29 protein-coding genes are annotated in these 26076 nt (G+C 66.7%); 16 read left to right on the top strand and 13 right to left on the bottom strand.

Annotated elements, in window-relative coordinates:
* Window positions 1-14: 14 nt before the first annotated feature.
* Window positions 15-1715 carry a hybrid sensor histidine kinase/response regulator gene (locus tag MUB46_RS17105; protein ID WP_425256282.1) on the bottom strand — a complete coding sequence of 567 codons (1701 nt, stop codon included), beginning with the start codon at window positions 1713-1715 and terminating at the stop codon, window positions 15-17.
* 319 nt (window positions 1716-2034) lie between these two features.
* Between MUB46_RS17105 and aroQ the strand changes: the two genes are divergently transcribed.
* Together aroQ and MUB46_RS17095 are read left to right on the top strand one after the other, a co-directional pair.
* On the top strand, window positions 2035-2475 hold the full coding sequence (gene aroQ, locus MUB46_RS17100) for a type II 3-dehydroquinate dehydratase (protein WP_261617386.1): 441 nt from the start codon (window positions 2035-2037) through the stop codon (window positions 2473-2475).
* 137 nt (window positions 2476-2612) lie between these two features.
* Window positions 2613-3356 carry a response regulator gene (locus MUB46_RS17095; protein WP_261617162.1) on the top strand — a complete coding sequence of 248 codons (744 nt, stop codon included), beginning with the start codon at window positions 2613-2615 and terminating at the stop codon, window positions 3354-3356.
* 97 nt (window positions 3357-3453) lie between these two features.
* On the opposite strand, the gene MUB46_RS17090 is transcribed toward MUB46_RS17095, so the two are convergent.
* Both MUB46_RS17090 and MUB46_RS17085 read right to left on the bottom strand, forming a co-directional pair.
* A complete protein-coding gene (locus tag MUB46_RS17090) occupies window positions 3454-4041 on the bottom strand; it encodes a L,D-transpeptidase (RefSeq protein ID WP_261617161.1) in 588 nt (195 codons plus the stop codon).
* 55 nt (window positions 4042-4096) lie between these two features.
* The gene (locus MUB46_RS17085; protein WP_261617160.1) at window positions 4097-4501 is read right to left on the bottom strand and encodes a hypothetical protein; all 405 of its coding nucleotides are present in this window, start codon (window positions 4499-4501) and stop codon (window positions 4097-4099) included.
* A 276-nt stretch (window positions 4502-4777) separates the two neighbouring features.
* On the opposite strand from MUB46_RS17085, the gene MUB46_RS17080 reads away from it, so the two are divergent.
* The 4 genes from MUB46_RS17080 (at window position 4778) to MUB46_RS17065 (ending at window position 8102) form a co-directional block, all read left to right on the top strand.
* Window positions 4778-4978 (top strand): hypothetical protein, encoded by a 201-nt coding sequence (locus MUB46_RS17080; protein WP_261617159.1) that lies wholly within the window; start codon window positions 4778-4780, stop codon window positions 4976-4978.
* Entirely contained in the window at window positions 4936-5370 is a 435-nt protein-coding gene (locus tag MUB46_RS17075) for a GFA family protein (protein WP_261617158.1), read from the top strand. Before MUB46_RS17080 ends, MUB46_RS17075 begins: the two co-directional genes overlap by 43 nt.
* Before the next feature lie 252 nt (window positions 5371-5622).
* Window positions 5623-6519: a beta-keto acid cleavage family enzyme gene (locus MUB46_RS17070; protein ID WP_261617157.1), complete on the top strand. Its 897-nt coding sequence runs from the start codon at window positions 5623-5625 to the stop codon at window positions 6517-6519.
* Window positions 6520-6623: 104 nt separating this feature from the next.
* A complete protein-coding gene (locus MUB46_RS17065) occupies window positions 6624-8102 on the top strand; it encodes a carnitine 3-dehydrogenase (protein ID WP_261617156.1) in 1479 nt (492 codons plus the stop codon).
* Between the two features lie 8 nt (window positions 8103-8110).
* On the opposite strand, the gene MUB46_RS17060 is transcribed toward MUB46_RS17065, so the two are convergent.
* The gene (locus MUB46_RS17060; RefSeq protein WP_261617155.1) at window positions 8111-8572 is read right to left on the bottom strand and encodes a MaoC family dehydratase; all 462 of its coding nucleotides are present in this window, start codon (window positions 8570-8572) and stop codon (window positions 8111-8113) included.
* Between the two features lie 702 nt (window positions 8573-9274).
* Between MUB46_RS17060 and MUB46_RS17055 the strand changes: the two genes are divergently transcribed.
* Window positions 9275-10168, top strand: a complete 894-nt coding sequence (locus tag MUB46_RS17055) for a phosphatase PAP2 family protein (RefSeq protein WP_261617154.1) — start codon at window positions 9275-9277, stop codon at window positions 10166-10168.
* A 43-nt stretch (window positions 10169-10211) separates the two neighbouring features.
* On the opposite strand, the gene MUB46_RS17050 is transcribed toward MUB46_RS17055, so the two are convergent.
* The gene (locus MUB46_RS17050) at window positions 10212-10781 is read right to left on the bottom strand and encodes a GNAT family N-acetyltransferase (RefSeq protein WP_261617153.1); all 570 of its coding nucleotides are present in this window, start codon (window positions 10779-10781) and stop codon (window positions 10212-10214) included.
* Between the two features lie 324 nt (window positions 10782-11105).
* On the opposite strand from MUB46_RS17050, the gene MUB46_RS17045 reads away from it, so the two are divergent.
* The 3 genes from MUB46_RS17045 to MUB46_RS17035 all read left to right on the top strand — a co-directional run bounded on the left by MUB46_RS17045 (window position 11106) and on the right by MUB46_RS17035 (window position 13109).
* The gene (locus tag MUB46_RS17045) at window positions 11106-11738 is read left to right on the top strand and encodes a protease inhibitor Inh/omp19 family protein (protein WP_261617152.1); all 633 of its coding nucleotides are present in this window, start codon (window positions 11106-11108) and stop codon (window positions 11736-11738) included.
* A 173-nt stretch (window positions 11739-11911) separates the two neighbouring features.
* On the top strand, window positions 11912-12451 hold the full coding sequence (locus tag MUB46_RS17040) for a protease inhibitor Inh/omp19 family protein (protein ID WP_261617151.1): 540 nt from the start codon (window positions 11912-11914) through the stop codon (window positions 12449-12451).
* A gap of 25 nt (window positions 12452-12476) precedes the next feature.
* Window positions 12477-13109 (top strand): glutathione S-transferase family protein, encoded by a 633-nt coding sequence (locus MUB46_RS17035; protein ID WP_261617150.1) that lies wholly within the window; start codon window positions 12477-12479, stop codon window positions 13107-13109.
* A 223-nt stretch (window positions 13110-13332) separates the two neighbouring features.
* Here MUB46_RS17035 and MUB46_RS17030 read toward each other — a convergent pair whose 3' ends face one another.
* From MUB46_RS17030 to MUB46_RS17000, 7 genes are all read right to left on the bottom strand, one after another.
* Complete coding sequence (locus MUB46_RS17030; RefSeq protein WP_261617149.1) at window positions 13333-14112, bottom strand: succinate dehydrogenase iron-sulfur subunit; 780 nt, start codon at window positions 14110-14112, stop codon at window positions 13333-13335.
* A gap of 42 nt (window positions 14113-14154) precedes the next feature.
* Window positions 14155-15021 carry an FkbM family methyltransferase gene (locus MUB46_RS17025; RefSeq protein WP_261617148.1) on the bottom strand — a complete coding sequence of 289 codons (867 nt, stop codon included), beginning with the start codon at window positions 15019-15021 and terminating at the stop codon, window positions 14155-14157.
* Between the two features lie 17 nt (window positions 15022-15038).
* The gene (gene sdhA / locus MUB46_RS17020) at window positions 15039-16880 is read right to left on the bottom strand and encodes a succinate dehydrogenase flavoprotein subunit (RefSeq protein WP_261617147.1); all 1842 of its coding nucleotides are present in this window, start codon (window positions 16878-16880) and stop codon (window positions 15039-15041) included.
* A 1-nt stretch (window position 16881) separates the two neighbouring features.
* Window positions 16882-17256: a succinate dehydrogenase, hydrophobic membrane anchor protein gene (gene sdhD / locus MUB46_RS17015; RefSeq protein ID WP_261617146.1), complete on the bottom strand. Its 375-nt coding sequence runs from the start codon at window positions 17254-17256 to the stop codon at window positions 16882-16884.
* A 13-nt stretch (window positions 17257-17269) separates the two neighbouring features.
* Window positions 17270-17668, bottom strand: coding sequence for a succinate dehydrogenase, cytochrome b556 subunit (sdhC, locus tag MUB46_RS17010; RefSeq protein ID WP_261617145.1), 399 nt, complete (start codon window positions 17666-17668; stop codon window positions 17270-17272).
* Window positions 17669-17897: 229 nt separating this feature from the next.
* The gene (locus tag MUB46_RS17005) at window positions 17898-18950 is read right to left on the bottom strand and encodes a MaoC family dehydratase (RefSeq protein WP_261617144.1); all 1053 of its coding nucleotides are present in this window, start codon (window positions 18948-18950) and stop codon (window positions 17898-17900) included.
* Window positions 18951-18954: 4 nt separating this feature from the next.
* A complete protein-coding gene (locus MUB46_RS17000; protein ID WP_261617143.1) occupies window positions 18955-19839 on the bottom strand; it encodes an HpcH/HpaI aldolase/citrate lyase family protein in 885 nt (294 codons plus the stop codon).
* 158 nt (window positions 19840-19997) lie between these two features.
* Between MUB46_RS17000 and MUB46_RS16995 the strand changes: the two genes are divergently transcribed.
* The 5 genes from MUB46_RS16995 to MUB46_RS16975 are packed head-to-tail and all read left to right on the top strand — an operon-like array spanning window position 19998 to window position 24463.
* Entirely contained in the window at window positions 19998-21170 is a 1173-nt protein-coding gene (locus MUB46_RS16995; RefSeq protein ID WP_261617142.1) for an NAD(P)/FAD-dependent oxidoreductase, read from the top strand.
* Between the two features lie 13 nt (window positions 21171-21183).
* Complete coding sequence (locus MUB46_RS16990; protein ID WP_261617141.1) at window positions 21184-22032, top strand: bifunctional hydroxymethylpyrimidine kinase/phosphomethylpyrimidine kinase; 849 nt, start codon at window positions 21184-21186, stop codon at window positions 22030-22032.
* On the top strand, window positions 22029-22769 hold the full coding sequence (locus MUB46_RS16985; RefSeq protein ID WP_261617140.1) for a DUF429 domain-containing protein: 741 nt from the start codon (window positions 22029-22031) through the stop codon (window positions 22767-22769). Before MUB46_RS16990 ends, MUB46_RS16985 begins: the two co-directional genes overlap by 4 nt.
* 58 nt (window positions 22770-22827) lie before the next feature.
* On the top strand, window positions 22828-23763 hold the full coding sequence (locus MUB46_RS16980; protein ID WP_261617139.1) for a threonine/serine dehydratase: 936 nt from the start codon (window positions 22828-22830) through the stop codon (window positions 23761-23763).
* Window positions 23764-23809: 46 nt separating this feature from the next.
* A complete protein-coding gene (locus MUB46_RS16975; protein ID WP_261617138.1) occupies window positions 23810-24463 on the top strand; it encodes a carbonic anhydrase in 654 nt (217 codons plus the stop codon).
* Window positions 24464-24602: 139 nt separating this feature from the next.
* Here MUB46_RS16975 and MUB46_RS16970 read toward each other — a convergent pair whose 3' ends face one another.
* Entirely contained in the window at window positions 24603-25628 is a 1026-nt protein-coding gene (locus tag MUB46_RS16970) for an aspartate-semialdehyde dehydrogenase (protein WP_261617137.1), read from the bottom strand.
* 181 nt (window positions 25629-25809) lie between these two features.
* On the opposite strand from MUB46_RS16970, the gene MUB46_RS16965 reads away from it, so the two are divergent.
* Window positions 25810-26076: hypothetical protein (locus tag MUB46_RS16965; protein ID WP_261617136.1), on the top strand; the 267-nt coding region annotated here is incomplete at its 3' end.

Here is a 26076-nt window from a genome sequence, read left to right as displayed (position 1 = left end):
GCTTCCAAACCCGTTCATTGCGAGAGTGGCAGCTCGATCCGGAAGGTGGTGCCACTGTCGGCCAGCGTCGGCTCGGCGGAGATGGCGCCGCCGTGCAGCTCGACGATCCGCTTGACGATCGACAGGCCCAGGCCGGTCGAGCTTTCGCCGCCTGTGGGCTGCGCCGACAGGCGCTGGAAGCGGCCGAACAGGCGGGTCCTGTCTTCTTCCGACAGGCCGGGGCCGGTATCGGAGACGCAGATCGTCGCGAGGCTGCCGTTCTGGTCAGCGGAAATCCGGATACGGCCGCCAGCGGGCGTGTACTTGATGGCGTTCGACACCAGATTTTCGATCGCCTCGCGCAACCGGTCGTAATCGGCCCGGATCGGCAGCGACATCGGCGCCGCCACCGCGACATCCTGCGATTTGCGCTCGGCCAGCGGCCGATTGTTCTCGGCGACCGCGTGGACGAGACGGACGAGATCGAGCGGATGGCGGCGGATCGTGATGTCGAGCGCGTCGTTCATCGCCTCCCTGATCAGCCCCTCGATCATCGACGTCATCCGTTGCGCGGACAGGGTGATCTGGTCGACCTGCTTGCGGATGCTGTCGGCGGGCAGGGGATCGCGCGTCACCTGCTGGCGCAGCATGTCGGCGCGACCGAGGATGACGCTAAGGGGATTCTTCAGGTCGTGCGCCACGATCCCGAGGACCTCCTTCTTGAAGGCGTTGGCGCGGTTGAGTTCCTCGGTGCGCTGGGCGACGCGCTCCTCCAGCCGGGTGTTCGCTTCCTGCAGTTCTTCGTAGAGGACGACGTTATCGAACGCGACCGCCAGCCGGCTGCAAAAGACCTCGATCAGCGCCCGATCGGTTTCCGACAGTCCCCCGCCGGTCTCGAGCAGGAATGCGACCTCGCGGTTCGTCCGGAAACGAAAGCACGCCGCAAAATCCGACTCGCCGAACACGATGCCGTCTTCGTCGACCGCGGCGTCGATAAGGGCGCGCGCGTCGTCGCTCAGGTCGGCGGCGGATGCCGGCCGGTCGGCAGACTCATAGGATCCGCACGCGGCGATCACCGCCATGTCCTGCCAGCCGGCCTTGCCGCTGCCGAGAACGGCGACACCGCTGCACGCGCCTGCGACCAGTCGGGCGAGCTTCTCGAGCACCGCTTCCGTCAATCGCTCGATGGAGTGGGCGTCGAACAGGGTCGAGGCGGCGTCGATGATGACCTCGAGGCCCCGCAGGGTCTCGTCCATGCGGCGAAGCTGCTCGTAGGAGCGCAGCGCCGCGGTCAGGGTGGTGAAAAGCTTGTCGGCGGTTAGCTCGGTCTTCGCCTTGTAGTCGTTGATGTCGAAGTCGACGATGACGCGCCGTTCCGGCGCCTGTCCCGGCTGGCCGGTCCGCAGGATGATACGGACGGTCTCGTTGTTCAGCTCGGAGCGGATTTGTCCGACCAGCTCCAGCCCGGCCGTGTCCGTCTCCATGACGACATCAAGCAGCACCACGGCCGTGTCCGGGTGCTCGGCGATCAGGCGCCGGCCTTCTTCGGCGGAATAGGCCGAAAGGATCTCCAGGCCGCGATTCTGCAGGCTGTAGCCGTGCAGGGCGAAGCGCGTGCCGTCATGAACGGCGGGATCGTCGTCGACGACGACGATCTTCCAGGGTTCTCCCGGATCCGGTGTGCCCGGCTCGGCTTCGTCGCCGAGAACAATGACAAGATCGTCGTCGTTCATCACAGGATACCGTGGATCATGCCGTCACGATGATGCCGTCGCCTTGCCGCGCTGACCGGCAAACGTCTTCTGTCATCCGGAAACTCGTCCCAGCTCTCGGCGTCGAAACGATGCCCGATCAGATCCCCAAAATAGCTGGTTAGCGCGATTATAGACGATGTTCGGGGCAATCCCAGTATTTTGGCGACGGCATGGTGTCGGCGCGGCGGCCGCCCGATCGGTGCGGGCGACGCGGATGACGCTGAACTGGCGATGAACCGCGCGGGATGGCATGCTCGCCGGAAGATTCGAAACCATCGCATTCAGGGACCGCAAGCGCCTCATGACCCGCAAGATCCTCGTCCTCAACGGGCCGAACCTCAATCTCCTGGGAACCCGGGAGCCGGACATCTACGGATACGATACGCTCGGCGATATCGAGGCGCGGCTGCGCGAGCGCGGCGCCGCCCTCGGCCTCGAGATCGATTTCCGCCAGTCGAACCACGAGGGCGAGCTGGTGACCTGGATACAGGAGGGCCGCGGCACGGTCGTCGGCGGGATGATCAACCCCGCCGGCTACACGACCACCTCCGTCGCGCTGCTCGACGCCATTCTGGCGTGCGGCTATCCCGTGCTCGAGGTGCACCTCAGCAATATCCACCAGCGTGAGGCATTCCGGCAGAAATCGCTGATCTCGACCGCCGCGAAGGGCGTGATCTGCGGCCTTGGCCCCGCCGGGTACATGCTGGCGCTGGACGCTCTCGACGGGCTGACCGCGAAATAGTCGGCAGCGGCGCGCTCGCGGGGGGCTCTCCCGGGGCCGCCCTGCCGTGCCGCCTTTCCGGTACGAAAGCTGATGCACCTCCGCGCACCGTCCGCTAGTATCGGTGCGCTGGAACCGAATGGCGTCTGCGTGATTTCGTGACTGACAATCCTCATATATTGGTCGTCGACGACGATCCGGACGTGCGGGAGATGGTCCGAGACTACCTCCTGACCAACGAGTTCCTCGTGTCCACGGCCGAGAACGGTGCGGCGATGAAGGCGGTTCTGGCCGAAAGGCCCGTTCATGTCGTTGTGCTCGACCTGAAGATGCCCGGTGAGGACGGATTTACCCTTACCCGCTATCTCCGCGATCGCGGCCCGGTCGGCATCATCATGCTGACCGGCAGCGGCGAGATGGTCGACCGGGTGGTCGGCCTCGAGCTCGGCGCCGACGACTATCTGACCAAGCCCTTCGACCCGCGCGAGCTGCTGGCCCGCATCCGCAGCCTGCTCAGGCGGCTGGCAAGCGGCGAGGCGCGCGACGACGAGCCGCCGGCCACGATGGGGCACGAGGTCGTCATGGGACGCTGCATCCTCAATCTCGATTCCAAGCGGCTCTATACCCGCGAGGGCGAAGACGTGCCGATGACGTCGATGGAGTTCGATCTGCTGAAGTCCTTCGCCGAGTGCCCGAACAGGGTGCTGTCGCGCGACCAGCTGCTCGACATGGCGCACAACCGGGACATGGAGGCCTTCGACCGGTCGATCGACATCCGCATCATGCGGCTTCGGCGGAAGATCGAAACCGACCCGAGCAAGCCGGAAGTGCTCAAGACCGTGCGCGGCCTCGGCTACATGTTCGTGCCGGCGGGAAAGCGGGCGAGAAGCGCGCTGGACTAAGCGTCGCTCAAGAACGCCACCGGCGGCCGGGAGGTCAGGACCGGCCGCCGGTGATCGATCAACAAGCCGCGGGGACAGCTTGTTCAGGTGGATCGTTTCAGAGGACGACGACCTGGGCGCCGATCCTGACGCGTTCGTAGAGGTCGACGACGTCCTCGTTGAGCATACGGATGCAGCCCGACGACATGGCCTGGCCGATCGAGGCCGGCTGGTTCGAGCCGTGAATGCGATAGATGGTCGAGCCGATATACAGGGCGCGCGCGCCCAGCGGATTGTCGATGCCGCCGGGCATGTAGTCGGGCAGGCCCGGCTGCCGTTTCTTCATCTCTTCCGGCGGCGTCCAGCCCGGCCATTCGCGCTTCATCGAGATCTTGTGCGCACCGGACCACTCGAAGCCGGGACGAGCGACGCCGATCCCGTAGCGGATGGCCTGTCCGCCATCCATCACATAGTAGAGCCGGCGCTCATTGGTATCGACGACGATGGTGCCCGGGGCGTAGGGACCGGCGTAGCGGACGATCTCGCGGGGGATCCGCTTGACTTGCTGTGCGGTCGTGGCGACACGGGCCGGCTTCATCACCCGCATCGTCAACGGGTCGAATTGAACATTGGCGTTGGCATTCGCCGGAGTGCCGGCCGCGAGCGCGGCTGCGGCGACCGCAATGGCAAGAGCGATCCGTTTCATTGTTACCTCCCTCAAACTCTTTTTCCTGTGTAACCGACAGGCGTTGAGATCGCGTTCAGCGTTGGGCGACAATCGTCACGGCCGGGGTAACGATCGATACACGTTCGGCCGGGCGGTCCTCGACCGTGACCGCACGCGGCCCCGTGCCGGACGTGTCGTTGGTCGCGACGGTCAGGCAGGCGGTCGGGATCTTCGGCCAGGTGTAGCTATCGCAGCTCCTGATAACGACGTTGAGCTGATCGGCCTTCGGGGTCGATTCCGGCGCGGGCACCGTCTCGCCGGCGCGTTCGGCGCCGAGCGCGCCACGCAGGGCATCGCCGACATTGAAGGACGGGTGGCGGTCCTGAAGTTTGACATGTTCCACGCCGACCGTCTGCTCGCTGTGCGAGGGCTGGGTCAGGATGACGATCCCGGTTGCGGCGACGGCCGACAGAAAGATCATCGAATGGGTGGTCAACATGGTCCTCTCCTGCAACCCCATTTGCGGGGCTTTTTTCCTCCGATGCTGCCAAACTAACGTTCGTGCTTTTCGATCGTTTCACGCGACGAGCAGAATTTCGTTTCAATGATTTCGGGAAATGGAGGGATTACTGTCAGTTCTGCTTACCTAATGCGCGGCCTATCGGGGCGTCGCGACGAAACGCGCGGCGATCACCGGCGCCTGCCCATTGCCGTGTCGCGCGAAGATCTCGCTACCGCAACCTTCACAAGCTGATCCGGCGCGAGTACCCTGCCGATGGTGATCCTCTCGAAGGCCAAGCCCGGAATCACCCCGGACATCAGCGTGTTGTCGACGATTGTCTTCGTCACGGGCGCTGGTGTCGCCGGGACGATCGTGACGAATCGCGTGCAGGCGCGGCGGCTTGCCGAAAACGAGAAGGCATTTGCTGGGAAATGGGTGAGCCACGCAGGATCAAGTACCTGGAACTGCCGCTGACGGGCGGATGCGCGTGCGGGCGTATCCGCTACGAGATCACGGTGCCGCCGATCGATGCCGGCTATTGCCACTGCGGCCTGTGCCGGCTGACCACGGGGGCGGTGATGCTCGCCTGGGCGACGGTCCCGATCGACGGTTTCAGGTATGTGGTCGGCGAGCCGAGCGTCTATCGGTCCAGCGAATGGGGCGAGCGCCGGTTCTGTTCGAATTGTGGTGCCCAGTTCGAATACAGGGCGCAGAAGGAGCCGAAGGTCGTCGACGTCAATATCGGTCTCCTTGATCAGCCCGATCAGGTGCCGCCGGCGAGCCATGTCTGGGTCGAGGACGAAGTGACATGGCTCAAGATCCAGGACGACCTGCCGCGTTACCTCGGGCGAGGGCCGGAAAACTGACGGTTTCCAGGCCGTCCGCGCGCAGACCGTACCCGTAGCGAGCGTGAAGCGGGCTCCGCCGCGCCAGGGGCGGCCGCATGACCGATCGCGCGGGGCGCCCGATGTCACGGGTGACAAGGGCTCAGCCGTCTTTCCGTCGTAAGTGATATCGTTTTTGTCGTGACGCGTGGTTTCACGGGGCGCTGCCGTCGTATCCTCCGGAAAAAGGCCGAAGCGGATCGGCACCGTTTCGGCGGACCGACGGGAGGAGCCATGAATACCGACGTATTCATCACCTGCGCGGTGACGGGCGCGGGCGACACGGCGGGCAGGAGCGAGCACGTGCCGGTGACGCCGGAGCAGATCGCCCATTCGGCGATCGAGGCGGCGAGGGCCGGAGCGGCCATCGCCCATATCCATGTCCGCGATCCGGAGACCGGCAGGGGCGCGCGCGATCCCAAACTGTACGCGGAGGTGGTCGATCGGGTGCGTTCGTCCGGCGTCGATGTCGTGCTCAACCTGACCGCGGGGATGGGCGGCGATCTGGTGCTTGGCGGCACGGAAAGGCCGCTGCCCGTCGACGAGCGGGGCACCGACATGGCCGGTGCGACGGAGCGCCTTGTCCATGTCGAGGCGCTGCTGCCGGAAATCTGCACGCTGGACTGCGGCTCGATGAACTTCGCCGCCGGCGGCGACTACGTGATGACCAACACGCCCGACATGCTGCGGGCCATGGCCAAGCGCATCCAGGCGGCCGGCGTGAAACCGGAACTGGAGGTCTTCGACTTCGGCCACATGGTCATGGTCAAGGAGCTGATCGAGGAGGGCCTGATCGACGATCCGGCTATGATCCAGCTTTGCATGGGCATTCCCTACGGCGCGCCGGACGATCCCGACACCTTGCTGGCGCTTGCCCGCCAACTGCCCAGGGGCGCCGTGTTCTCGGCCTTCTCGATCGGCCGCATGCAGCTGCCCACTGTGGCGATGGCCGCCCTTGCCGGCGGCAACGTTCGGGTCGGGCTGGAGGACAATCTCTATCTGTCGCGCGGGCAGCTTGCGACCAATGCCATGCTGGTCGAGCGCGCGGTGACCATCCTCGAGGCGATGAACGCCCGTGTGCTCGGTCCCGACGAGGTGCGCGGCAGGCTCAATCTGCAGAAGCGGTGGTGACGTCGAGAAAGCGCCCAAGTCCCGCCGGATGAAGGCCGATGACGAAAGCGACCTGCCGTCCTGCGATATCCGCGAGACCGCATTGTTCCCAGGGAGCCGGTGCAATGACTGACATCCGCAGGGTCGGCCTCATCGGCGGCGGTGTGATCGGCGCGGGCTGGGCGGCGCGCTGCCTGCTCAACGGGCTCGACGTCGATCTTTTCGACCCCGATCCCGAGATCGGCCGCAAGATGGAAGCGGTGCTCGGCAACGCCAGGCGCGCCTATCGCCGGCTGTTCCCCGACGCCGGCGCGCAGGAAGGGAGGCTGCGCCTCGTCTCCTCTGTCGAGCCCGCCGTCGAGGCCGCGGATTTCGTGCAGGAGAGCCTGCCGGAGCGCCTGGATCTCAAGCAGGCGGTGCTCGCGGCGGCGAGCCGGGCGGCGGGGGACGACGTCATCTTCGGTTCGTCGACCTCGGGTCTCCTGCCGAGCGACATGCAGAAAGACATGGCCGGGGCGGACCGGCTGGTCGTCGGCCATCCGTTCAATCCGGTCTACCTGATGCCGCTGGTCGAGGTCTGCGGCGGGGCGCTGACATCAGAGGACGCAAAGCGGAAGGCGGCTGCGTTCTACCGATCGATCGGCATGCATCCCCTGATGCTGAAGCAGGAGATCGACGGCTTCGTCGCCGACCGGCTGATGGAGGCACTGTGGCGCGAGGCGCTTTGGCTCGTCCATGACGGCATCGCCACGACGGAGGAAGTCGACGAGGCGATCCGCTTCGGGCCGGGACTCCGCTGGTCGTTCATGGGGACCTTCCTGACCTACCGGATCGCCGGCGGCGAGGCGGGCATGCGCCACTTCATGGCGCAGTTCGGCCCGGCGCTGAAATGGCCGTGGACGAAACTGACCGACGTGCCGGAGCTGACCGACGCCTTCGTCGACCGAATTGCCGGCCAGTCCGACGATCAGGCCGGGAGCATGTCGATCCGCGAGCTGGAACGGCTGCGCGACAACTGCCTTGTCTCGGTGCTCTCGGCGCTCAGGACACAGGGCTACGGGGCCGGGGCGACCGTGGACCGCCACGGGGACCTGCTGCGGGACAGGGCGCAGGCCGCGGCGCGCGAAGGAGGCATCGATCCGTCGATGCCGCTGCATCTGCACGACTGCCGGGTCGAGAGCGACTGGACCGACCATAGCGGCCACATGACCGAGGGCCGTTGTCTCCAGGTGTTCGGGGCCGCGTCAGACGCGCTGTTGCGCCATGTCGGCGTCGATGTTGCCGACAGTCATAGGGGGAAAGGGTACCGCACGGCCGAGAGCCATGTCGTGACCATCGGCGACGCCGCCCTGGGCGAGCCGCTCTACGTGACGACGCAGGTGCTCGGCGTGGAGGCGACGCGGCTGCAGGTCTTCCACACGCTCTACAAGCGCGACGACGACACGCCGGTGGCGACGGCAGAGCAGATGCTGATCCATGTCGACGCGGGGTCCCGCCGGCCAACGTCGGCCGACGATAGGGTGCTGGACGGCCTTAATGCCATCGCCGCGGCGCAGAAATTCCTGCCGAAACCCGCCGGTGCCGGGCGCTTCGTCGGCGCTTGACCGGCCGATCAGGCGGGGGAGCGCCGCCGCACCATGTGCAGGCAGAGGGCGGTGAATACCGTCTCGCCGTTCTGGTTCACCGTCTCGTGGCTGGTGGTGACGACGCCGCGGTCGGGCTTCGACCGCGATGGCTTGACCGCGACGACTTCCAGTGACGAGGTCAGCGTGTCGCCGGGCTTGACGGGGCGCGTCCAGCGCACCTCGTTCATGCCGGGCGAGCCGATGATCCCGTTCGGCCAGAGCTTGAGATCGAAGAACAGCCGCATCGTCACGCTCAGCGTATGCAGGCCGGAGGCGACCAGGCCGCCGAACGCGGATCCTTTCGCCGCTTCGGGATCGACATGGAAGTACTGCGGATCGAAGCGTTCGGCGAAATCGATGATATCGGCTTCGGTAATCGTCTCGGAGCGCGTATCGAAGCGCAATCCGGGACGGATATCCTCAAGATACAGATCGGGCGAATTTGGCATGGGCTGTCGGACGTGTGCGGGGCGGGCGCCGGGCCGCGCCATCAGGAAAGGGAGGGACGTTGCGAGTGGATGGATAGCCGGTCCGGGCGCGAATTCAAGTGCCGGGCTGTTCGCCGCGCCCGGTCGGGATGTGGGCCGACCTAATACTGGCCGACCCACGATCCCTTGATACCCGATCCCCCAACACGATATCGGGCATCTGGCAAACTGTCAGCGTACGCTGGAAAATGGTTCGCCGGGTAGATTTGGCAAGGCCTTTTCACAGCGTTCAGCATGAATGCGCCAGTCAGGATTTCCCGACCCACGAGAGCGGAACATCCGGCCAGCCGGAGGCGCGTGACGCTGGCATCGATCCGGGGGTTCGAGGGCCTCGACCATGGCCACGGTCGAACAGGCCCGATCGGCTATCCTGGCGCCTGTGAGATCGGTCAGGCGATGCATTGGGGTCACGTCGATCGTCGCGTCGATCCTATGACCGGGACGCGTATTCTTTAGCAGGCGTGGGCAGGGTGGCGGTTCCTGCGGATCGAGCATGACCGAATCGTTAAGATATCAACCAAGTGCCATTTAAGTTGCCGGTTCACTGTTTGACAAGTCGCCAGTCACGTGTGCGCTTGGCAAACGGGAAAACCTTGCCGCGATCGCGATTCGATGGTCGTATCGGCGCGTGACCCGTATCGATTCCATCCCTGAACAATCCGCATGACCCTGGAACCCCTGTCCAATACCGGGGCGTTGGTCTTCGTCGCCTCCGGCGCGCTGGCGGCGCTCGCCCTTTACGCGTTCGGCTGGTGGCTCCTGTCCCGAGGGCCGGCGATGCTGCGCCGGCTGCGGCCCCGTCTGGGCGAAGCCTACGTGGTGGCGCGCGGGCGCCCGATCCACGAATGGCTTGGCGGCCGTTTCCCGCGGCTCTATCCGGCGCTCGCCGGGCGCTTCGATCCGCGGCATTTCCGCGGGCTTCCGCTCACGCTGATCGCGGTGGCAGGGGTTTATCTGGCGGTCGTGTTCTTCGGTCTCGTCGAGGCGGTGCTGGAATCCGAGGGCATCGATGCGTTCGACGACTGGGTCGTCGCGTTGGTCGCGCCGCTGCGTAATCCGTATCTGGTCAAGCTGTTCACCGGGCTGACGAAACTGGGCGACACGGCGACGCTTGCCGCCGTGGCGATCGTGGCGACCGGCTTCCTGTGGGCGCGCGGTCCGACCTGGGGCATCCCGGCTGTGTGGATCGCCATCGCCGGATCACAGGTGACGACATGGACCGGGAAGTTCCTGATCGACCGGCCGCGGCCGGCGTTCCTGCTGGAGGTGACCGCCTGGTCGCCGTCCTTTCCGTCCGGCCATGCCACGGGGGCGATGGCGGTCTACGGCATCGTAGCCTATGTGATCGCCCGCGACCTGCCGGTCTACCGGCGCCGCTACGACGTCACCTACTGGACCGGGGTGCTGATCGCGGCGATCGCCTTCAGCCGCGTCTACCTGTCGGTGCACTACCCGAGCGACATCGCCGCGGGTCTGATCGTCGGCGGCTTCTGGCTGCTGGCGGGGATCGCGGCCGCCGAGCTGTTGCGTCGGCGGCCGGATGGGACGGGCGGCTAGCGCGGACGCAGGGCCGGGTACGGCCGGCCGCGTGCCGGTCTGGCTATTCCGCCGCGACCTTCGGCGGGCGGAACAGCGCGTTCATGAAGCCTTCGCCTTCTTCCATCGCCTCGCGCCACAACGATATCGGCGTGGGCACCGGCGGATTGATCAGGCCGTGCACGTCGCCCTCCTGCCATTGCAGGCGTGCGCCGTGCTTGCGCGCGACCCGCTGCATGCGGGCGTTTTCCGGCAGGCAGGTCATGATCAGACGGCTCAGGCCCCGGTTCCGCGCGGCGCGCAGGACGCGTCCGAGCAGGGCGGTGCCGACGCCGGTATCCTGCCAGCCTTCCTCGACGCTGAAGGCGGCCTCGGCGGTTGCCCGGAGCGGGCCGCCGACGGGGTGCAGTTCGGCGCCGGCGCGGATGACGCCGTCGACGACCCAGCCGTAGACGATCGCCTCCGAGGAAAAGAGGCGATCGACATGCTGTTCGATGAACAGGTCGGACACGCTGCCGGTAAACCGGCTGCGTCGGCTCTTCGGTGAGAGCCGCAGAAGATGGTCACGGAAATCCTGCCGCTCCGTGCCGCTTACCCTCCGGATGACGCCCTCCTTCAAACCGATGTGCGGCATGTCCGCCTCCTGAAGGATGGTGATCCGTGTTTCGATGGGAAATTGTGCACCGCAGCATGGCTTTTCAAGGGCAGCCTCCGTTTCTGCTCAAAAATGATGCGGTTTGGTGAATGGCTCGTTTCGCGCCAGCGAAAATCAAGGGAAAACCGCGGCACTTGCCCGGCCGGGGAACCGGCAGCGCCGCGGGCGTTCGCGCCGCAAAAAGGGGCGTGACGGTCGAAAGCGAGGCGTCCGACTAACGGAAATTTAGAGGCGGAGGGCTATCGGCAGCGGTGTCGCAGCGGAAATTCGGTGCGACCGGAATTCAAATATGTGGAGGCAACAATGAACCGTGGACTTCAATTCATCCTGATCGGCGGCGTGGCGAGCCTGCTGGCGGCCTGCCAGAGCAGCTCGAACCATGTCCGTCCGACGGGAATGACAGCGTACGGCACGCCGACGAGCGTCGTGGGCAAGCCGGGCGGCAATCCCAATGCCACGGTCTACTCGAAATCCAAGTCGAAATCCTGGACCAGCGCAGACGGCCGCACGAAGGTGACGAAGACCAAGGGGCGGTCGGCCAGCGTGTCTGTGGATCCGAACGCGATGATCGCCAGCGCGGCGTTGCTTGCCGGCGGGGCGATGGCGTCCGGCTATGGCGGGTCGGGTGCCAATGGGAGCGTGTCGGCGGCCGGGGCACCGGGATACGTGGGCGCCTGGCAGATGACCGACGGCGACAACTATCGCAATTGCTCGATCGACCTGAAGCCCGACGAGAGCTTCGGCGCCTATCGGGCGTGGACGCAGGGCTGCTACACGACCGAACTCTTCCGGATCGGCAAGTGGCAGGTCAGGGGGCGCGAGGTCGTGCTCCTGGACATGGCAGGCAAACCGCAGGCCAATCTGCGGCAAACCGGGCCGGGCCGGCTGGACGGGCGTATCCTGGCCAACGGTCAGCCGATCAGCATGTGGCGCTGATGTTTGACCGGTATTCGTCGCGTCGCCTCCGTTCGGTGCACCGACCGGGGCATGGACCGGGGCGGAAGGCCGCGTGACGATACCGGTGCGAGCGGTGAGCGTATCGGCAGACTTGTCGATACCCGCCACGGCTTGTAGGGTCTCGCCTCAGGGACCTGCGGCGGGAAACAAATATGTCGATACGATTGACCCCAAAACTGGGCGTTCTGCTCCTTGCGCTTCCGGCGCTGGCGGCGTGCAGCAGCAATTCGCAGCGCGTTCGCCCGTTGCCGCCGGCGCCGGCAGGCTCGGTCGTGAACCAGCCGCTGGCCGATCCGAGCGCCATGAACACCCAGACCCCCGAGGCGCCGCCACCGCCGCCCTTCGATTCGCAGGCGGACGGCGCGATGCAGGACACGCAGCAAATGGCCGCGCTGCCGCCGGCGCAGGAAACGCCGACCAAGGAAAGCGTGCTGGGCCAGTGGGCGCTGGCCGGGCCCGGCGATTCCTGCCAGCTGTTCGTGACGCTGACCGGCTGGACCGGCGGCTATCGCGCCTCGACGCGCGGCTGTTCGTCGCCGGAACTCACCAGCGTCGGCGCCTGGAACATCGAGGGCAACCTGGTCGTCCTGAAGGACAACGAGGGCAATCCGGTCGCCCGCCTCGCCAAGGCAGGCGCCACTCAGTACAACGGGCGCCTCGATCTCGGCGGCGCCGTTTCGATGAGCCGGTAACAACGACCCCAACGCGGACGCCCGAATGGCCGAGTATCATCTCTACTGCTTCGCCCAGTCCGGAAACGCCTACAAGGCAGCGTTGATGCTGGAGACGACGGGCTGCGACTGGGGCTCGCGCTTCGTCGATTTCTTCAACGGCGAGACGCGCACGCCCGAGTACCGGCGCATCAACGTGATGGGCGAGGTGCCGGTGCTGGTGCATGGCAACACGACGCTGTCGCAGTCCGGGGTGATCCTCGACTATCTCGCCGAGAAGACGGGCAAGCACGGCTGGCGAAACGACGACGAGCGGCGCGAGGTGCTGCGCTGGCTGCTGTTCGACAATCACAAGTTCAGCAGTTACACCGCGACCTACCGGTTCATGAAGACCTTCGTGAAGGAGCCGAACGCGGAGGTGCTGGAGTTCCTCGGGGGCCGGATGAAGGCGGCCTTCTCGGTGCTTGCCGCCCATCTCGCGGACCGGGACTGGGTCGCCCTGAACCGGGCGACCATCGCCGACCTGTCGCTGTGCGGCTACCTGTTCTTCGAGGACGAGATCGGCGTGAATTTCGCCGAGAGCTACCCGGCCATCGCCCGCTGGCTGGACCGGGTGAAGGCGCTGCCGAACTGGAAGCACCCCTACGAGCTGATGCCCGGGCACCCGATCCCGGGGTAGTCGCCAACCGACTGCCGGAATGACGTGGCCGATCGCGAGATCTGACCCGGGTGCCGCTATGGGCCTCGGATCGGGGCCGGGGCACGCGGGTTCTGTATCGGGATGAGCCTGTATTTTACAGACAGCTTCATGTCCTGGATGTGATCCAGGATTGGAAGGTGGCCCGGGACGTGGCCTGTCCCGGGTTTGCGGCCGGACGCCGGGCCGGCGTCCGGACCCTGACCTACATCCGCCGTTCGACCATCTTCTTCTTGATGTCGGCGATCGCCTTGGCGGGGTTGAGATGCTTCGGGCAGGTCTGCGCGCAGTTCATGATGGTGTGGCAGCGATACAGGCGGAACGGGTCCTCGAGGTTGTCGAGACGTTCCCCGGTTGCCTCGTCGCGGCTGTCGACGATCCAGCGCTGCGCCTGAAGCAGCACGGCGGGGCCGAGATAGCGGTCGCCGTTCCACCAGTAGGACGGGCACGACGTCGAGCAGCAGGCGCACAGGATGCATTCGTAGAGGCCGTCGAGCTTCTCGCGGTCCTCGTGGCTCTGGCGCCATTCCTTCTCCGGCTGCGGCGTGGTGGTCTGCAGCCACGGCTCGATCGAGCGGTGCTGGGCGTAGAACTCGGTGAGGTCCGGCACCAGGTCCTTGACCACCGGCATGTGCGGCAGCGGATAGACCTTCACCGCGCCGTCCACTTCGTCCATGCCCTTGGTGCAGGCCAGCGTGTTCATGCCGTCGATGTTCATGGCGCAGGAGCCGCAGACGCCCTCGCGGCAGGAGCGGCGCAGCGTCAGCGTCGGATCGACGTTGTTCTTGATCCACAGAATGGCGTCGAGAACCATCGGGCCACAGTCGTCGAGGTCGACATAGTAGGTGTCGACGCGCGGGTTCTGGCCGTCGTCCGGGTTCCAGCGGTAGATGCGCAGCTCGCGGACGCGCTTGGCGCCCTCGGGCTTCGGCCAGACCTTGCCCTCGGTGATCTGCGAGTTCTTGGGAAGCGTGAGCTGGACCATATCGGCTCCTGTACGACCTGTCGGCGTGCACTCGGGCGGGGACTAAACCCGCTCTCGGATTAAGACTGTGTTGGCCGCGGTCTTCGTCAAAGGCTCATAACCGCGCGCGGCCAGCGCGGCAAGGCAATCGGTTTCCCAGCGCTCCGAGACATCCGTCTCGACCAGCACGGCGCGGGGCAGAAGCGTGTCGGGCGCGACGCGCAGGAACGGCACCAGCGCGCGGTCCTCGTAGCCCTCGATATCGACCTTGAGGACGTCGATCGCGGAAACGCCGGCGTCGGAAAGGATATCGAGGAGCGGGCGGACCGGTACGTCGAAGCGGCCCTCGGGCCGGAAGGCGACGTCCTCGATCAGTGAGGACTGACCGACATTGCCGCCGGCGCTCGCGTGCAGCGCCGCGGTTCCTTCCGAGGCACCCGCGGCGGCGCGGACGATGCGGATGTTGGCCAGCCCGTTGGCGGCGATGTTGAAGGCCAGGCGGTCGGCGGTGCCGGGATGCGGCTCGATCGCGATCACCCGGCCCGAGGGGCCGAGGCGCCTGGCCGCCCACAGGGCGTAGAGACCGATATTGGCGCCGACATCGACGAGCGTGCCGCCCCGCTCGAGGAACGGCGCGATCGCGGCGCGTTCGTCCCGATCGGGCAGACGGCCACGCGCCATGGCGACGCGGTCGGAATGGTTGTCGGCGGGATAGGCGCGCAGGCGGATAGCCTCGGCCTCGATGTCGAAAGGACCCGGCGCGAGGCGGGCGAGCAGAAGACGGAAACGGGCACGGTGACGCGGCGACAGGCGCCGGGAATCGGCGACGCGCCACAGGGCCCGCGCGACCACGCCGGGCCGGCGGCAGCCGAACCCGGTCGCGGCCCCGGAAGGGCCGGTCGGCAGGATTTGCGTCATGGCGGTCGCCATCGCGTGCGTTCCCGGCCTCAGTAAACCCGGGCCTTGGGCTCGATGTACTGGATGTCGTTGGACATCGTGTAGGAGTGGACCGGGCGATAGTCGATCGTGACCTGGTGGTTCGCCTGATCGGCCCACGCGAGCGTGTGCTTCATCCAGATCTTGTCGTCACGGTCGGGATAGTCCTCGCGGGCGTGCGCGCCCCGGCTCTCGGTCCGGTTCGCCGCGCCGTCCATGGTGACGACGGCCTGGGTGATCAGGTTGTCGAACTCCAGCGTTTCGACGAGATCGGTGTTCCAGATCAGCGAGCGGTCGGTGACCTTGACGTCGGCGGACGCCTTCCAGACCTGATGGATCAGATCCTTGCCCTCGGCGAGGATATCGCCGGTGCGGAACACCGCGCAGTTGGTCTGCATGACCTTCTGCATGTTCAGGCGCAGCTCGGCCGTCGGCGTGCCGCCGTCGGCGTAGCGGAAGTGGTCGAGCCGCTCGATAGAGTTCTGGCCGGCGTCCTTCGGCAGGTCGGGATGCTTCTCGCCGTGCGTGATCGTCTCGGCGCAGCGCAGGCCGGCGGCGCGGCCGAACACCACAAGGTCGATCAGCGAGTTGGAGCCGAGGCGGTTGGCGCCGTGAACGGAGACGCAGGCCGCTTCGCCGATGGCCATCAGGCCGGGCACCACCGCGTCCGGGTTGTCGCCGTCCTTCGTCAGTACCTCGCCGTGATAGTTCGTCGGGATGCCGCCCATGTTGTAGTGGACGGTCGGCAGCACCGGGATCGGTTCCTTGGTGACGTCGACGCCGGCGAAGACGCGCGCGGATTCCGAGATGCCGGGCAGGCGCTCGGCCAGCACCTTCGGATCGAGGTGATCGAGGTGCAGGAAGATGTGGTCGTTGCTCTTGCCGACGCCGCGACCTTCGCGGATCTCGATGGTCATCGCGCGCGAGACGACGTCGCGCGAGGCCAGGTCCTTGGCGTGCGGGGCATAGCGCTCCATGAAGCGCTCGCCTTCCGAATTGACCAGATAGCCGCCTTCGCCGCGCGAGCCCTCGGTGATCAGGCAGCCGGCGCCGTAGATGCCGGTCGGGTGGAACTGGACGAATTCCATGTCCTGAAGCGGCAGGCCGGCGCGCAGCACCATGCCGCCGCCATCACCCGTGCAGGTGTGCGCCGAGGTGCAGGAGAAGTAGGCGCGGCCGTATCCGCCGGTCGCCAGGATCGTCTTATGGGCCCGGAAGCGGTGCAGCGTGCCGTCATCGAGGCACAGGGCCACGACGCCGCGGCAGGCGCCGTCTTCCATGATCAGGTCGATGGCGAAATATTCGATGAAGAACTCGGTGGCGTGCCGCAGCGACTGGCCGTACAGCGTGTGCAGCATGGCATGGCCGGTGCGGTCGGCCGCGGCGCAGGTGCGCTGGGCGATGCCTTCGCCGAAATGGGTGGTCATGCCGCCGAACGGGCGCTGGTAGATCTTGCCGTCCTCGGTGCGCGAGAACGGCAGGCCGTAGTGCTCGAGCTCGTAGACGGCGGCCGGCGCGTGGCGGCACAGATATTCGATGGCGTCCTGGTCGCCGAGCCAGTCGGAGCCCTTGACGGTGTCGTACATGTGCCAGCGCCAGTCGTCCGCGCCCATATTGCCGAGTGAGGCGGCGATGCCGCCCTGGGCCGCGACCGTGTGGCTTCTGGTCGGAAACACCTTGGTGACGCAGGCCGTCTTCAGCCCGGCTTCCGCCGCGCCGAGCGCGGCGCGCAGACCGGACCCGCCGGCGCCGACGACCACGACGTCGAAGGTGTGGTCGATGAAGGGATATTCGCGGCCGTTGACGCTCGGCACGGCCATGCCGTTGCCGCCGGTCTCACCGTTCTTTGCCATGTCAGCCTCCGAAGGCGAGCTTGAGTATAGCGAACGCGGCGGACAGGCCGACGATCGCGCAGAAGAAGGTATTGGCCACGATCAGCAGCAGCTTGCTGGTCTCGCCGTGGACGTAGTCCTCGATGATCACCTGCATGCCGAGCTTCATGTGCGTCACCACCGACAGGACGGCGAGCAGGAGCAGGATGGCGATCACCGGGGAGGACAGGGTGGCCGCGACCACCTTGTACTTGTCGCCGGCGAGCACGATGACCAGCAGGACGAAGAAGACCGTCAGCGGCACGTTGGCCAGCGCGGTCAGCCGCTGCTTCCAGAAATGTTCGGTGCCGTCCTTGGCGGAGCCGAGGCCGCGAACGCGGCCGAGAGGGGTGCGCATCGCTAGAATCTCCTCACTTCACCGCGTAGCCGACGACCCAGACCAGGATGGTCAGCGATACCGAGCCGATGATCGTCGCCCACGCCATGGCGTTGGCGGTCTTCAGCGAGAAACCGTGGCCGAGGTCCCAGACGAAGTGGCGCAGGCCGCCGAGCATGTGGTGGATCAGCGCCCAGGTGAAACCGAACAGGACGATCTGGCCGACGATCGAGCCGAACAGACCGTTGACGAAGTTGAAGTACTGCGGTCCGTAGGCCGCCGCGAGCAGCCACCATGCGAACAGGGCCATGCCGAAATAGAGCGCGGCACCGGTGATCCGGTGCAGGATCGACATGACCATCGTGACGATGGGCCGGAAAATCTGGAGATGGGGAGATAGTGGCCGCTCGGCCGAGAGTTTCGCGTTTGCCATGGCTTTCTGCGGGTCTTCCCGCCATCTTTGCCGTCGAATCCGACAGCTGTTGCCTTTACACGTTGCGTTCTATCGTCCAGTTGCCCGGCTGGCAACGCATCCTAACGTATGCAAGCCATGTCGAGCCCGCCCATCCTGGGCGGATAACGATCCGATCCGCCGGACGGGCCCGGTTCACGGTCGTTTTCTTGTCGATCCCGGGTCGCGCGCTACGCCGACCGTCGCGATGTCAGCGCGGGATCAGCGCCCAGTAGTCGAGATCGAGGATCACCGACGGATCGTAGCGGTTCCCGGCGTCGACATGGGGGAAGTCGGCGCAGGCGCGGTCCTTGGTGGCGATGGTGCGCAGGCGCAGCGCGCCTATGTCGTCGCGGCCGGGAAGCTCGGCGCGATCGATCACCTCCGACCACGCATAGACCGTCTCGCCGGCGAAGAGCGGCGCGACGTGCCGGCCGCCGTTGATGGCGGCGACATGCCAGGCGTTGGCCAGGCCGTTGAAGGAGAGCGCGCGGGCGAGACTGATAACGTGGCCGCCGTAGATGAGCCGCCGGCCGAAGCGGCCCTGGCCCTCGGTGTGCTGGTTGAAATGCACCTTGGCGGTGTTCTGATAGAGCCGCGTGGCGATCTGGTGCTCGGCCTCCTCGACGGTCATGCCGTCGACATGGTCGATGCGCTCGCCGGGCAGATAGTCGGCGAACCGGTGCGGGCTTCCCGACAGCCGGTCGTCCCAATAGGTGCCGCTGATGACGGGCGCGGCGTCGCCGAGCGTGTCGGCGGCGAGGGCGGCGGGCACTTCCGGCACGACCGCTTCCGGCGCCGGAGAGGCTTCGTCGCGCTTGCGGACCATCACCCAGCGGATGTAGTCGAGCACCTCGGTGCCGTCCTGCTTGAAGCCCTGCGTACGGACGTAGACGACGCCGGTCCTGCCGTTCGAGTTCTCCTTGACGCCGATCACCTCGGAGATCGCCGACAGCGTGTCGCCGGGATAGACCGCATGCAGGAAACGGCAGCCGGCGTAGCCGAGATTGGCCACGGCGTTGAGCGAGATGTCGGGCACGGTCTTACCGAAGACGATGTGGAAGACCAGCAGGTCGTCGACGGGGGCGTGCGGATAGCCGACGCCGCGGGCGAAGGCATCCGCCGACTGGACCGCGAAGCGCGAGCCGTAGAGTGCGGTATAGAGCGCCACGTCGCCGGCGGTCACCGTGCGCGGGGTGGCGTGGTGGATCGTCTCGCCGACGACGAAATCCTCGAAGAAGCGGCCGGTGTTGGTCTTGGTCATGGCCTCACTCCCCTTCGCGGGCTTCGATCGCGTCGCTGAGCGCCACGGTGCGCCCGGCCATCTCGGCGTGCAGGAGCTCGACCATGCGGCCGTCGAGCGAGATCGCGCCCTTGCCCTTGTTCTCGGGCAACTCGAAAGCCGCGATGATCTTGCGGGCCTGCGAAACTTCCGCTTCGGAGGGCGCGAAGGCCTCGTTGGCGCCGGCGACCTGGGCGGGATGGATCAGGGTCTTGCCGTCCATGCCGAGATCGCGGGCCTGCTGGCATTCGGCCATGAAGCCGTCGGTATCGCGAAAGTCGTTGTAGACGCCGTCGATGATGTCGAGGCCGTAGGCGCGGGCGGCGAGGATCGAGGTCACCAGCCAGGGCATCATCGGCGCGCGGCCGGGCACGAAGCGGGCGCGCGTTTCCTTGGCCAGGTCGTTGGTGCCCATGACGAAGGCCGTCAGCGGCGCGTGCGAATGGGCGGCGCAGCCGGCGATCTCCTGGATGTTCAGGAGGCCGAGCGGCGTCTCCATCATCGCCCACAGCGGAATCGACTTGCCGGCCATCTCGACCTTGCGGGCGACGGCGTCGAGATCGGCGGCGCGGTTCGGCTTGGGCACGAGGATCGCGTCGGGCCCGGCCTCGATCGCGGCCTCCAGGTCGTCGTGGCCCCATTCGGTGTCGAGGGCGTTGATGCGGATGATCAGCTCGCGCGACCCGTAGGATCCGGACTTGACGGCTTCGGCGACCTGGGCGCGGGCCGCCGCCTTCATGTCCGGGGACACGGCGTCCTCCAGATCGAGGATCAGCGCGTCGGCGGGAAGGGTCCGGGCCTTCTCAAGCGCGCGCTCGTTGGAACCGGGCATGTAGAGCACGCTGCGGCGCGGGCGGATGGTCTTTGTCACGTCTTTTACCCCGTCACGGTCGATTTTGCGGTGCACACTAGAGCCGTTCCCGTCCAAATGGAACCTATCGGCAAACGGAACCTGTCTGGACACAAAGGGCTCTGGCTCGCGCGGGCGGCCTGTGTCACCTTTCCCGCCGGTGTCATGGGGGGCGAGACGTGACGCGATCGAACTATGACGTGGTCATCATCGGTGGCGCGGTTGTCGGCAGCGCCATTGCCTGGTTCCTGAAGGGCGAGCTGGGATTTTCCGGCTCGGTCGCCGTGATCGAGCGCGACCCGACCTATTCGCGCGCCGCCACGACCCTTTCGGCGGCCTCCATCCGCCAGCAATTCTCGACGCCCGAGAACATCCGGATGTCCCGTTTCGGGCTTGCGTTCCTAGCAGGGCTTGAGAGCCGTTTCGGCGCCGAATCGGACGTTGCCTTTCGCGAGGCGGGCTATCTGCTGCTCGCGTCCGGTGCGGGCCGGTCGGTGCTGGAAGCCAATCACGCGGTGCAGCGGGCAGAGGGCGCGGATGTCGTGCTGCTGGAGCCGGACGCGCTCGGGCGCCGCTTTCCGTGGCTGTCGACGGACGGCGTTGCGCTGGGTTCGCTGGGGCTGTCGGGCGAGGGCTGGTTCGACGCCCACGCGCTGCTGCAGCTCCTCAAGTCCGGCGCACGGGCGGCCGGTGCGGACTATATCGAGGGCAAGGTCACGGCGATCGACAGCGCGACCGGCCATATCGAGGCCGTGCACCTGGCCGACGGACGACGCATCGCCTGCGGGACGCTCGTCAATGCCGCCGGGCCGCAGGCCGGGCACGTGGCGCGACTTGCCGGTCTGGCGCTTCCGGTCGGCCCGCGCAAGCGATCGGTCTTCGTGTTCCGATGCCGGGACGCCGTCGGTGCGATGCCGTTGATGGTCGATATCTCCGGCGTCTGGGTGCGGCCGGAGGGCGACGTCTACATCACCGGCATCTCGCCGCCCGAGACCGAGGATCCGGAGACCGACGATCTCGAGGTCGACTATCCTCTGTTCGAGGAGATCATCTGGCCCGCCCTGGCCGAACGCGTGCCCGCCTTCGAGGCGATCAAGATGGAACGCGCCTGGGCCGGACACTACGACTACAATTCGCTCGACCAGAACGCGATCATCGGTCCGCATCCCGACATGCCGAACCTGATCTTCGCCAACGGCTTCTCCGGCCATGGCCTGCAACAGGCGCCGGCGGCTGGACGGGCGGTCGCCGAGCTTATAGTGCTCAGCCGCTACGACACGCTGGACCTCTCCATATTCGGCTATGATCGTATCGCGGCGCGCCGGCCGGTGCGCGAACTCGCAGTGATCTGAGCGCGGGACTTCGATGGCGACGCTTCTGTCCATTTCCTCCTGGGTCGCCCGCGGACATGTCGGCAACGCGGCGATCCGCTTTCCGCTGATGCGCCGCGGCATCGACGTGGTTGCGCTGCCGACCGTGATCCTCGCCCATCATCCCGGTCATGCCCGGGACGTTTCCAGAGCGGAGATGCCCGATATCCTGGCGATGGGGCAAGACATCCTCGGCTCGCCGAGCCCCCATCCGGTGGACGGGGTGCTCGCCGGTTATGTCGCGCTGGCGCCCCAGGCCGTCGCCATCGCCGGCCTCGTCGCCGAAGCGCGGGCCTATCGCGAGGGAATCCCGATGCTGCTCGACCCGATCGTCGGCGACAACGGCCAGCTCTATGTCGATCCGCTGATCGTCGACGAAATTCGCGCGAACCTGGTGCCGATGGCCGATATCGCGACGCCCAACGTCACCGAACTGGTGGCCCTCACGGCGCCGAAGCGGATCAGGAAGGCGCCGAGCCTCGAAGAGGCCGAGATCGTGAAGCTGGCACGCAAGCTTCCGGTCCCCATCGTCGTCGTCACGTCCGCGCCCGCGAGTGGCGACGGTCGGTCGGCGAACATCGTCATCACCGAGGATATCGCCGTGCGCGTCGAAACGCCGACGGTCGACGTTCACGTGCACGGTACGGGCGATCTGCTCGCCGGGCTCATCCTCGGCGAGACCATCGGCGGCGGGGATATCGTGCCGGCCGTGGCGACGGCCTCCGCGATCGTTCACGACGTGCTTGCGATCACCGCGAGGGCGGGCCGCGACGAACTTGCCGTCGTCGCCGCGCAAAAACTGATCGCGTCGCCGAAGACGACCGCCGAGGTGACGATGCTATGACGGCGCGCTGGGTCGCCGGCGTGGACGGCTGTCCTGGCGGCTGGATCGCGGTCCTTCTCGATACCAGCGACACCGACGGGCCGCGGGTGGCGGTGCGCCCGCGCTTTTCCGATGTACTAGACCTGCCGGAGGACCCCGTCGTCATCGGTGTCGACATGCCGATCGGGCTGCCGGACAGGCTGGTCGGGGCCGGGCGGGCCTGCGAAATCGCGGTGCGCAGGCATCTTGGGCCCCGCCAGTCGAGCGTGTTCTCGATCCCTGCGCGCGCGGCGGTCATGGAGACCGACTATCGCAGGGCCTGCGCCCTTGCCGCGGCGAACTCCGAACCGCCGCGGCGCGTCTCAAAGCAGGCCTTTCATCTGTTCGCCAAGATCCGGGAAATCGATCTGCTGCTGCGGGAGCGGCCGCAGCAGCGGGACCGCGTCTTCGAGACCCATCCGGAGGTCTGCTTCCTGCACATGAACGGCGGAAAGCCCGCTTCGTGGCCGAAGAAGATCAAGAGCCGCGTCAATCCGGAGGGGCTGGAGGAGCGGCGCGGCCTGCTGCGGGCGGCCGGTTTCCCGACCGATTTCCTGGACACCGGACGCAGGCCGCCGAAGCCGGCGGCGGCCGACGATTTCCTCGATGCCTGCGCGACCGCGTGGACGGCCCGGCGCATCCTCGACGGGCAGGCGGCCTGCTATCCGGACGTGCCGCCACGGGACGCGTTCGGCCTCGAAATGGCGATCCGCGCCTAAACCGAGACGTTGCGTCGGCGGCGCTCCCCGGTTACGAGGTGGCTCGGGAGTTCAAGTCATGCTCGGGTCCGCAGACATCGAGGCCGCCTACGAGCGGATCGTCGGCCGCGTGCGCCGCACTCCGGTGATGGAGGTGGAGGCGGCGGCCTTCGATACGTCCAATCCGGTATGCCTGAAGCTCGAGCTCACCCAGCATTCCGGATCGTTCAAGGCGCGCGGCGCGTTCAATACCCTGTTGTCGCGGCAGGTGCCGGCGGCGGGCGTCGCGGCCGCGTCGGGCGGCAACCATGGCGCGGCGGTCGCCTATGCGGCGCAGGCGCTCGGCATTCCCGCCCATATCTTCGTGCCGGAAATTTCGAGCCCGGTGAAGATCGCGCGGATCAAGGGATTCGGTGCCGACGTCGTGGTCGAGGGGGCTGCCTATGCCGACGCGCTGGAGCGCTGCGAGGCGTTCATGGCGAAGACCGGCGCGGTCGGCATTCACGCCTATGACGCGGAGGAGACCATCGCCGGGCAGGGCACCGTCGCTCTCGAATGGCAGAAGCAGGACGGACATCTCGACACGGTTCTGGTCGCCGTCGGCGGCGGCGGTCTGATTTCCGGCATCGCCGCCTGGTATGCCGGCCGGGTCAAGGTGGTCGGCGTCGAGCCCGAAACCTCCTGCGCCCTGCACGCGGCGCTCAAGGCCGGCCGTCCGGTCGACGTTTCGGTTTCCGGCCTTGCCGCGGATTCGCTTGGCGCGCGCAGCGTCGGTGCGTTGAACTTCGAGATCTGCAGGGCCCATGTCGACGGCGTGGCGCTGGTGCCCGACGGCGCCATCGCGCAGGCGCAGCGTTGCTTGTGGGACCGCCTCAGGGTTGCCGCGGAACCCGGCGGCGCGGCTGCGCTGGCCGCGCTCCTGGCCGGAGCCTACAAGCCGGCGCCCGGCGAACGGGTGGGTGTTCTGGTGTGCGGCGGCAACGTTGATCTTTCCAAACTGGCCGCCCTGACATAAATCCGTAGCGGGATATTGCGCTGCAACACAACAAAAGAGGTCAACAATGCCCTTTCCAGCCGATCTGATTAACGGCTACCGGCGTTACGCCGGCGAACGGCTGCCGGAGGAACGCGGCCGGCTCGCCCAGCTCGCGAAGCTCGGGCAGGCGCCCCGCGCCATGGTGATCGGCTGTTGCGACTCGCGCGCGGCTCCGGAGACCGTGTTTTCCACGCGGCCGGGCGAGCTGTTCGTCGTCCGCAACGTCGCCAACATCGTGCCGCCCTACGCGCCCGACGACGCGCACCACTCGACCAGCGCGGCGATCGAATTCGCAGTGCGCGAGCTGATGGTGCCGGATATCGTTGTTCTCGGCCATTCGCTGTGCGGGGGCATCGCGGCCTATCTCAAGGGCCGGCAGCTCGAGGAGATCCGCGGCGATTTCATCGGTCCGTGGATTGATCTCCTGAGCGGGTCGCAGTCGGAGGCCGAGGCGACGGACAAGGACCTCGCCGATGCCGACATGCAGCGCGCGGTCGAGGAAGTGGTGGTTCGCCGCTCGCTGAAGAACCTGACGACGTTCCCGTTCGTGCGCGAGAAGGTCGAAGCCGGCGAGGTCACGCTGCATGGCGCCCATTTCGGCATCGCCACCGGCGAATTGCGGATCCTCGATCCGGAGACGGGACGCTTCGAGGCGGTTGCGCCGGCTGAAGACGCGTAGGCGCGGCCGTTCGTCGACACGTTATTGCCGATCCTGACCGGGGCCGGGTCTGCCCCGGCAATCTTGGCGAAGTGGCATGTCACGCCCGGATCAAGTCCGGGCATGACGTGCGAAAGGGACCGGTTCCGTCCCTCGGGCCTCAGGCCGCCTTCTTCAGAAGGCCGCGGTTGATCACGGTCTCGGCGATCTGGACGGTGTTCAGCGCGGCGCCCTTGCGCAGGTTGTCGGAGACGACCCACAGGTTCAGCCCGTTCTCGACCGTCGCGTCCTCGCGGATGCGGGAGACGAAGGTGGCGAAATCGCCGACGCATTCGACCGGCGTGACGTAGCCGCCGTCCTCGCGCTTGTCGACGACGAGCACGCCCGGCGCCGTGCGCAGGATCTCGCGGGCTTCCTCCGGCGTGATCGGCTTCTCGAACTCGATGTTGATGGCCTCGGAGTGGCCGACGAAGACCGGCACGCGCACGCAGGTCGCGGTCAGCTTGATCTTCGGATCGATCATCTTCTTGGTCTCGGCGACCATCTTCCATTCCTCCTTGGTCTGGCCGTCTTCCATGAAGACGTCGATGTGAGGAATGACGTTGAAGGCGATCTGCTTGGTGAACTTCTTTGGCTCGGGCGCGTCGGTGACGAAGATGCCGCGGGTCTGGGTCCACAGCTCGTCCATCGCATCCTTGCCGGCGCCGGAAACAGACTGGTAGGTGGCGACGACGACGCGTTTGATCCGGGCAACGTCGTGCAGCGGCTTCAGCGCCACGACGAGCTGGGCGGTCGAGCAGTTCGGATTGGCGATGATGTTGCGCTTGGTGAAGCCGGCAACCGCGTCGGCGTTCACTTCCGGCACGATCAGCGGGACGTCCGCGTCGTAGCGGAAGGCCGAGGAATTGTCGATGACGAGACAGCCCTTGGCGCCGATCCTCGGCGACCATTCCTTGGAGACCGAACCGCCGGCCGACATCAGGCAGAAATCGACGCCCGAGAAGTCGAACTGCTCGAGGTCCTTGCACTTCAGGGTCTTGTCGCCGAACGAGACCTCGGTGCCGAGCGAACGACGCGACGCGACGGCATAGACCTCGTCGGCGGGGAAATCCCGCTCGGCGAGGATATTGAGCATTTCGCGGCCCACATTGCCCGTGGCACCGACGACAGCGACCGAATAACCCATCGGTTAAGTCTCCTGAAGCCTTCCAGCAGTTCTGATCTTGAAGCTGGTCCCGTCTCTCCCCGCGGGTCGGGTCGCCTCAAACCGGCCATTGCCGGCTCGGGGCCCGCCCTCTCGCCCCGCCGGGGAGAGGGACCGGGGACGAGCGAACGGTCAGGCGCCGGTGGTGCCGGTGCCCGGTTTGGTGACCGTTTTGGTCGTCGCTTTGGTGGCGACCGTCGGGGCCATCGCCTTACATCCTCGTTGCGCCGCGACTGCGGCCGACCATGCGAAACAGTATTCCGGCGAAAAAGTCAATGAAAACCGCTCGGCGCTGCCCGATTGCGACATCGCGCCCGCAAGCGTTGCTGATGTCTTTGCTCGGTGTTGCTATCGCACCGGTCCTGTTCGCTGCCGACAGGTGCAAGATGGGCGCCCGGCCGTGCGTATCAGGGGGGAAACGGCGTCGCGG

Source organism: Microbaculum marinisediminis (genome assembly GCF_025397915.1).
Classification (GTDB): Bacteria; Pseudomonadota; Alphaproteobacteria; order Rhizobiales; family Tepidamorphaceae; genus Microbaculum; species Microbaculum marinisediminis.
This window is presented reverse-complemented; position numbering and strand designations above follow the sequence as displayed.

Coding starts and splice junctions, on each gene's coding strand:
- sdhC (WP_261617145.1), bottom strand. CDS start 17,668: ATGGCAAACGCGAAACTCTCGGCCGAGCGGCCACTATCTCCCCATCTC.
- MUB46_RS17090 (WP_261617161.1), bottom strand. CDS start 4,041: ATGAAACGGATCGCTCTTGCCATTGCGGTCGCCGCAGCCGCGCTCGCG.
- MUB46_RS16975 (WP_261617138.1), top strand. CDS start 23,810: ATGCCCTTTCCAGCCGATCTGATTAACGGCTACCGGCGTTACGCCGGC.
- MUB46_RS17030 (WP_261617149.1), bottom strand. CDS start 14,112: ATGGTCCAGCTCACGCTTCCCAAGAACTCGCAGATCACCGAGGGCAAG.
- MUB46_RS17065 (WP_261617156.1), top strand. CDS start 6,624: ATGACTGACATCCGCAGGGTCGGCCTCATCGGCGGCGGTGTGATCGGC.
- MUB46_RS17060 (WP_261617155.1), bottom strand. CDS start 8,572: ATGCCAAATTCGCCCGATCTGTATCTTGAGGATATCCGTCCCGGATTG.
- MUB46_RS17080 (WP_261617159.1), top strand. CDS start 4,778: ATGGTGATCCTCTCGAAGGCCAAGCCCGGAATCACCCCGGACATCAGC.
- MUB46_RS16990 (WP_261617141.1), top strand. CDS start 21,184: ATGGCGACGCTTCTGTCCATTTCCTCCTGGGTCGCCCGCGGACATGTC.
- MUB46_RS17070 (WP_261617157.1), top strand. CDS start 5,623: ATGAATACCGACGTATTCATCACCTGCGCGGTGACGGGCGCGGGCGAC.
- MUB46_RS16980 (WP_261617139.1), top strand. CDS start 22,828: ATGCTCGGGTCCGCAGACATCGAGGCCGCCTACGAGCGGATCGTCGGC.
- sdhA (WP_261617147.1), bottom strand. CDS start 16,880: ATGGCAAAGAACGGTGAGACCGGCGGCAACGGCATGGCCGTGCCGAGC.
- MUB46_RS17050 (WP_261617153.1), bottom strand. CDS start 10,781: ATGCCGCACATCGGTTTGAAGGAGGGCGTCATCCGGAGGGTAAGCGGC.
- MUB46_RS16985 (WP_261617140.1), top strand. CDS start 22,029: ATGACGGCGCGCTGGGTCGCCGGCGTGGACGGCTGTCCTGGCGGCTGG.
- sdhD (WP_261617146.1), bottom strand. CDS start 17,256: ATGCGCACCCCTCTCGGCCGCGTTCGCGGCCTCGGCTCCGCCAAGGAC.
- MUB46_RS17005 (WP_261617144.1), bottom strand. CDS start 18,950: ATGACCAAGACCAACACCGGCCGCTTCTTCGAGGATTTCGTCGTCGGC.
- MUB46_RS17035 (WP_261617150.1), top strand. CDS start 12,477: ATGGCCGAGTATCATCTCTACTGCTTCGCCCAGTCCGGAAACGCCTAC.
- MUB46_RS17025 (WP_261617148.1), bottom strand. CDS start 15,021: ATGGCGACCGCCATGACGCAAATCCTGCCGACCGGCCCTTCCGGGGCC.
- MUB46_RS17040 (WP_261617151.1), top strand. CDS start 11,912: ATGTCGATACGATTGACCCCAAAACTGGGCGTTCTGCTCCTTGCGCTT.
- aroQ (WP_261617386.1), top strand. CDS start 2,035: ATGACCCGCAAGATCCTCGTCCTCAACGGGCCGAACCTCAATCTCCTG.
- MUB46_RS17055 (WP_261617154.1), top strand. CDS start 9,275: ATGACCCTGGAACCCCTGTCCAATACCGGGGCGTTGGTCTTCGTCGCC.
- MUB46_RS17085 (WP_261617160.1), bottom strand. CDS start 4,501: ATGTTGACCACCCATTCGATGATCTTTCTGTCGGCCGTCGCCGCAACC.
- MUB46_RS16970 (WP_261617137.1), bottom strand. CDS start 25,628: ATGGGTTATTCGGTCGCTGTCGTCGGTGCCACGGGCAATGTGGGCCGC.
- MUB46_RS17075 (WP_261617158.1), top strand. CDS start 4,936: ATGGGTGAGCCACGCAGGATCAAGTACCTGGAACTGCCGCTGACGGGC.
- MUB46_RS17045 (WP_261617152.1), top strand. CDS start 11,106: ATGAACCGTGGACTTCAATTCATCCTGATCGGCGGCGTGGCGAGCCTG.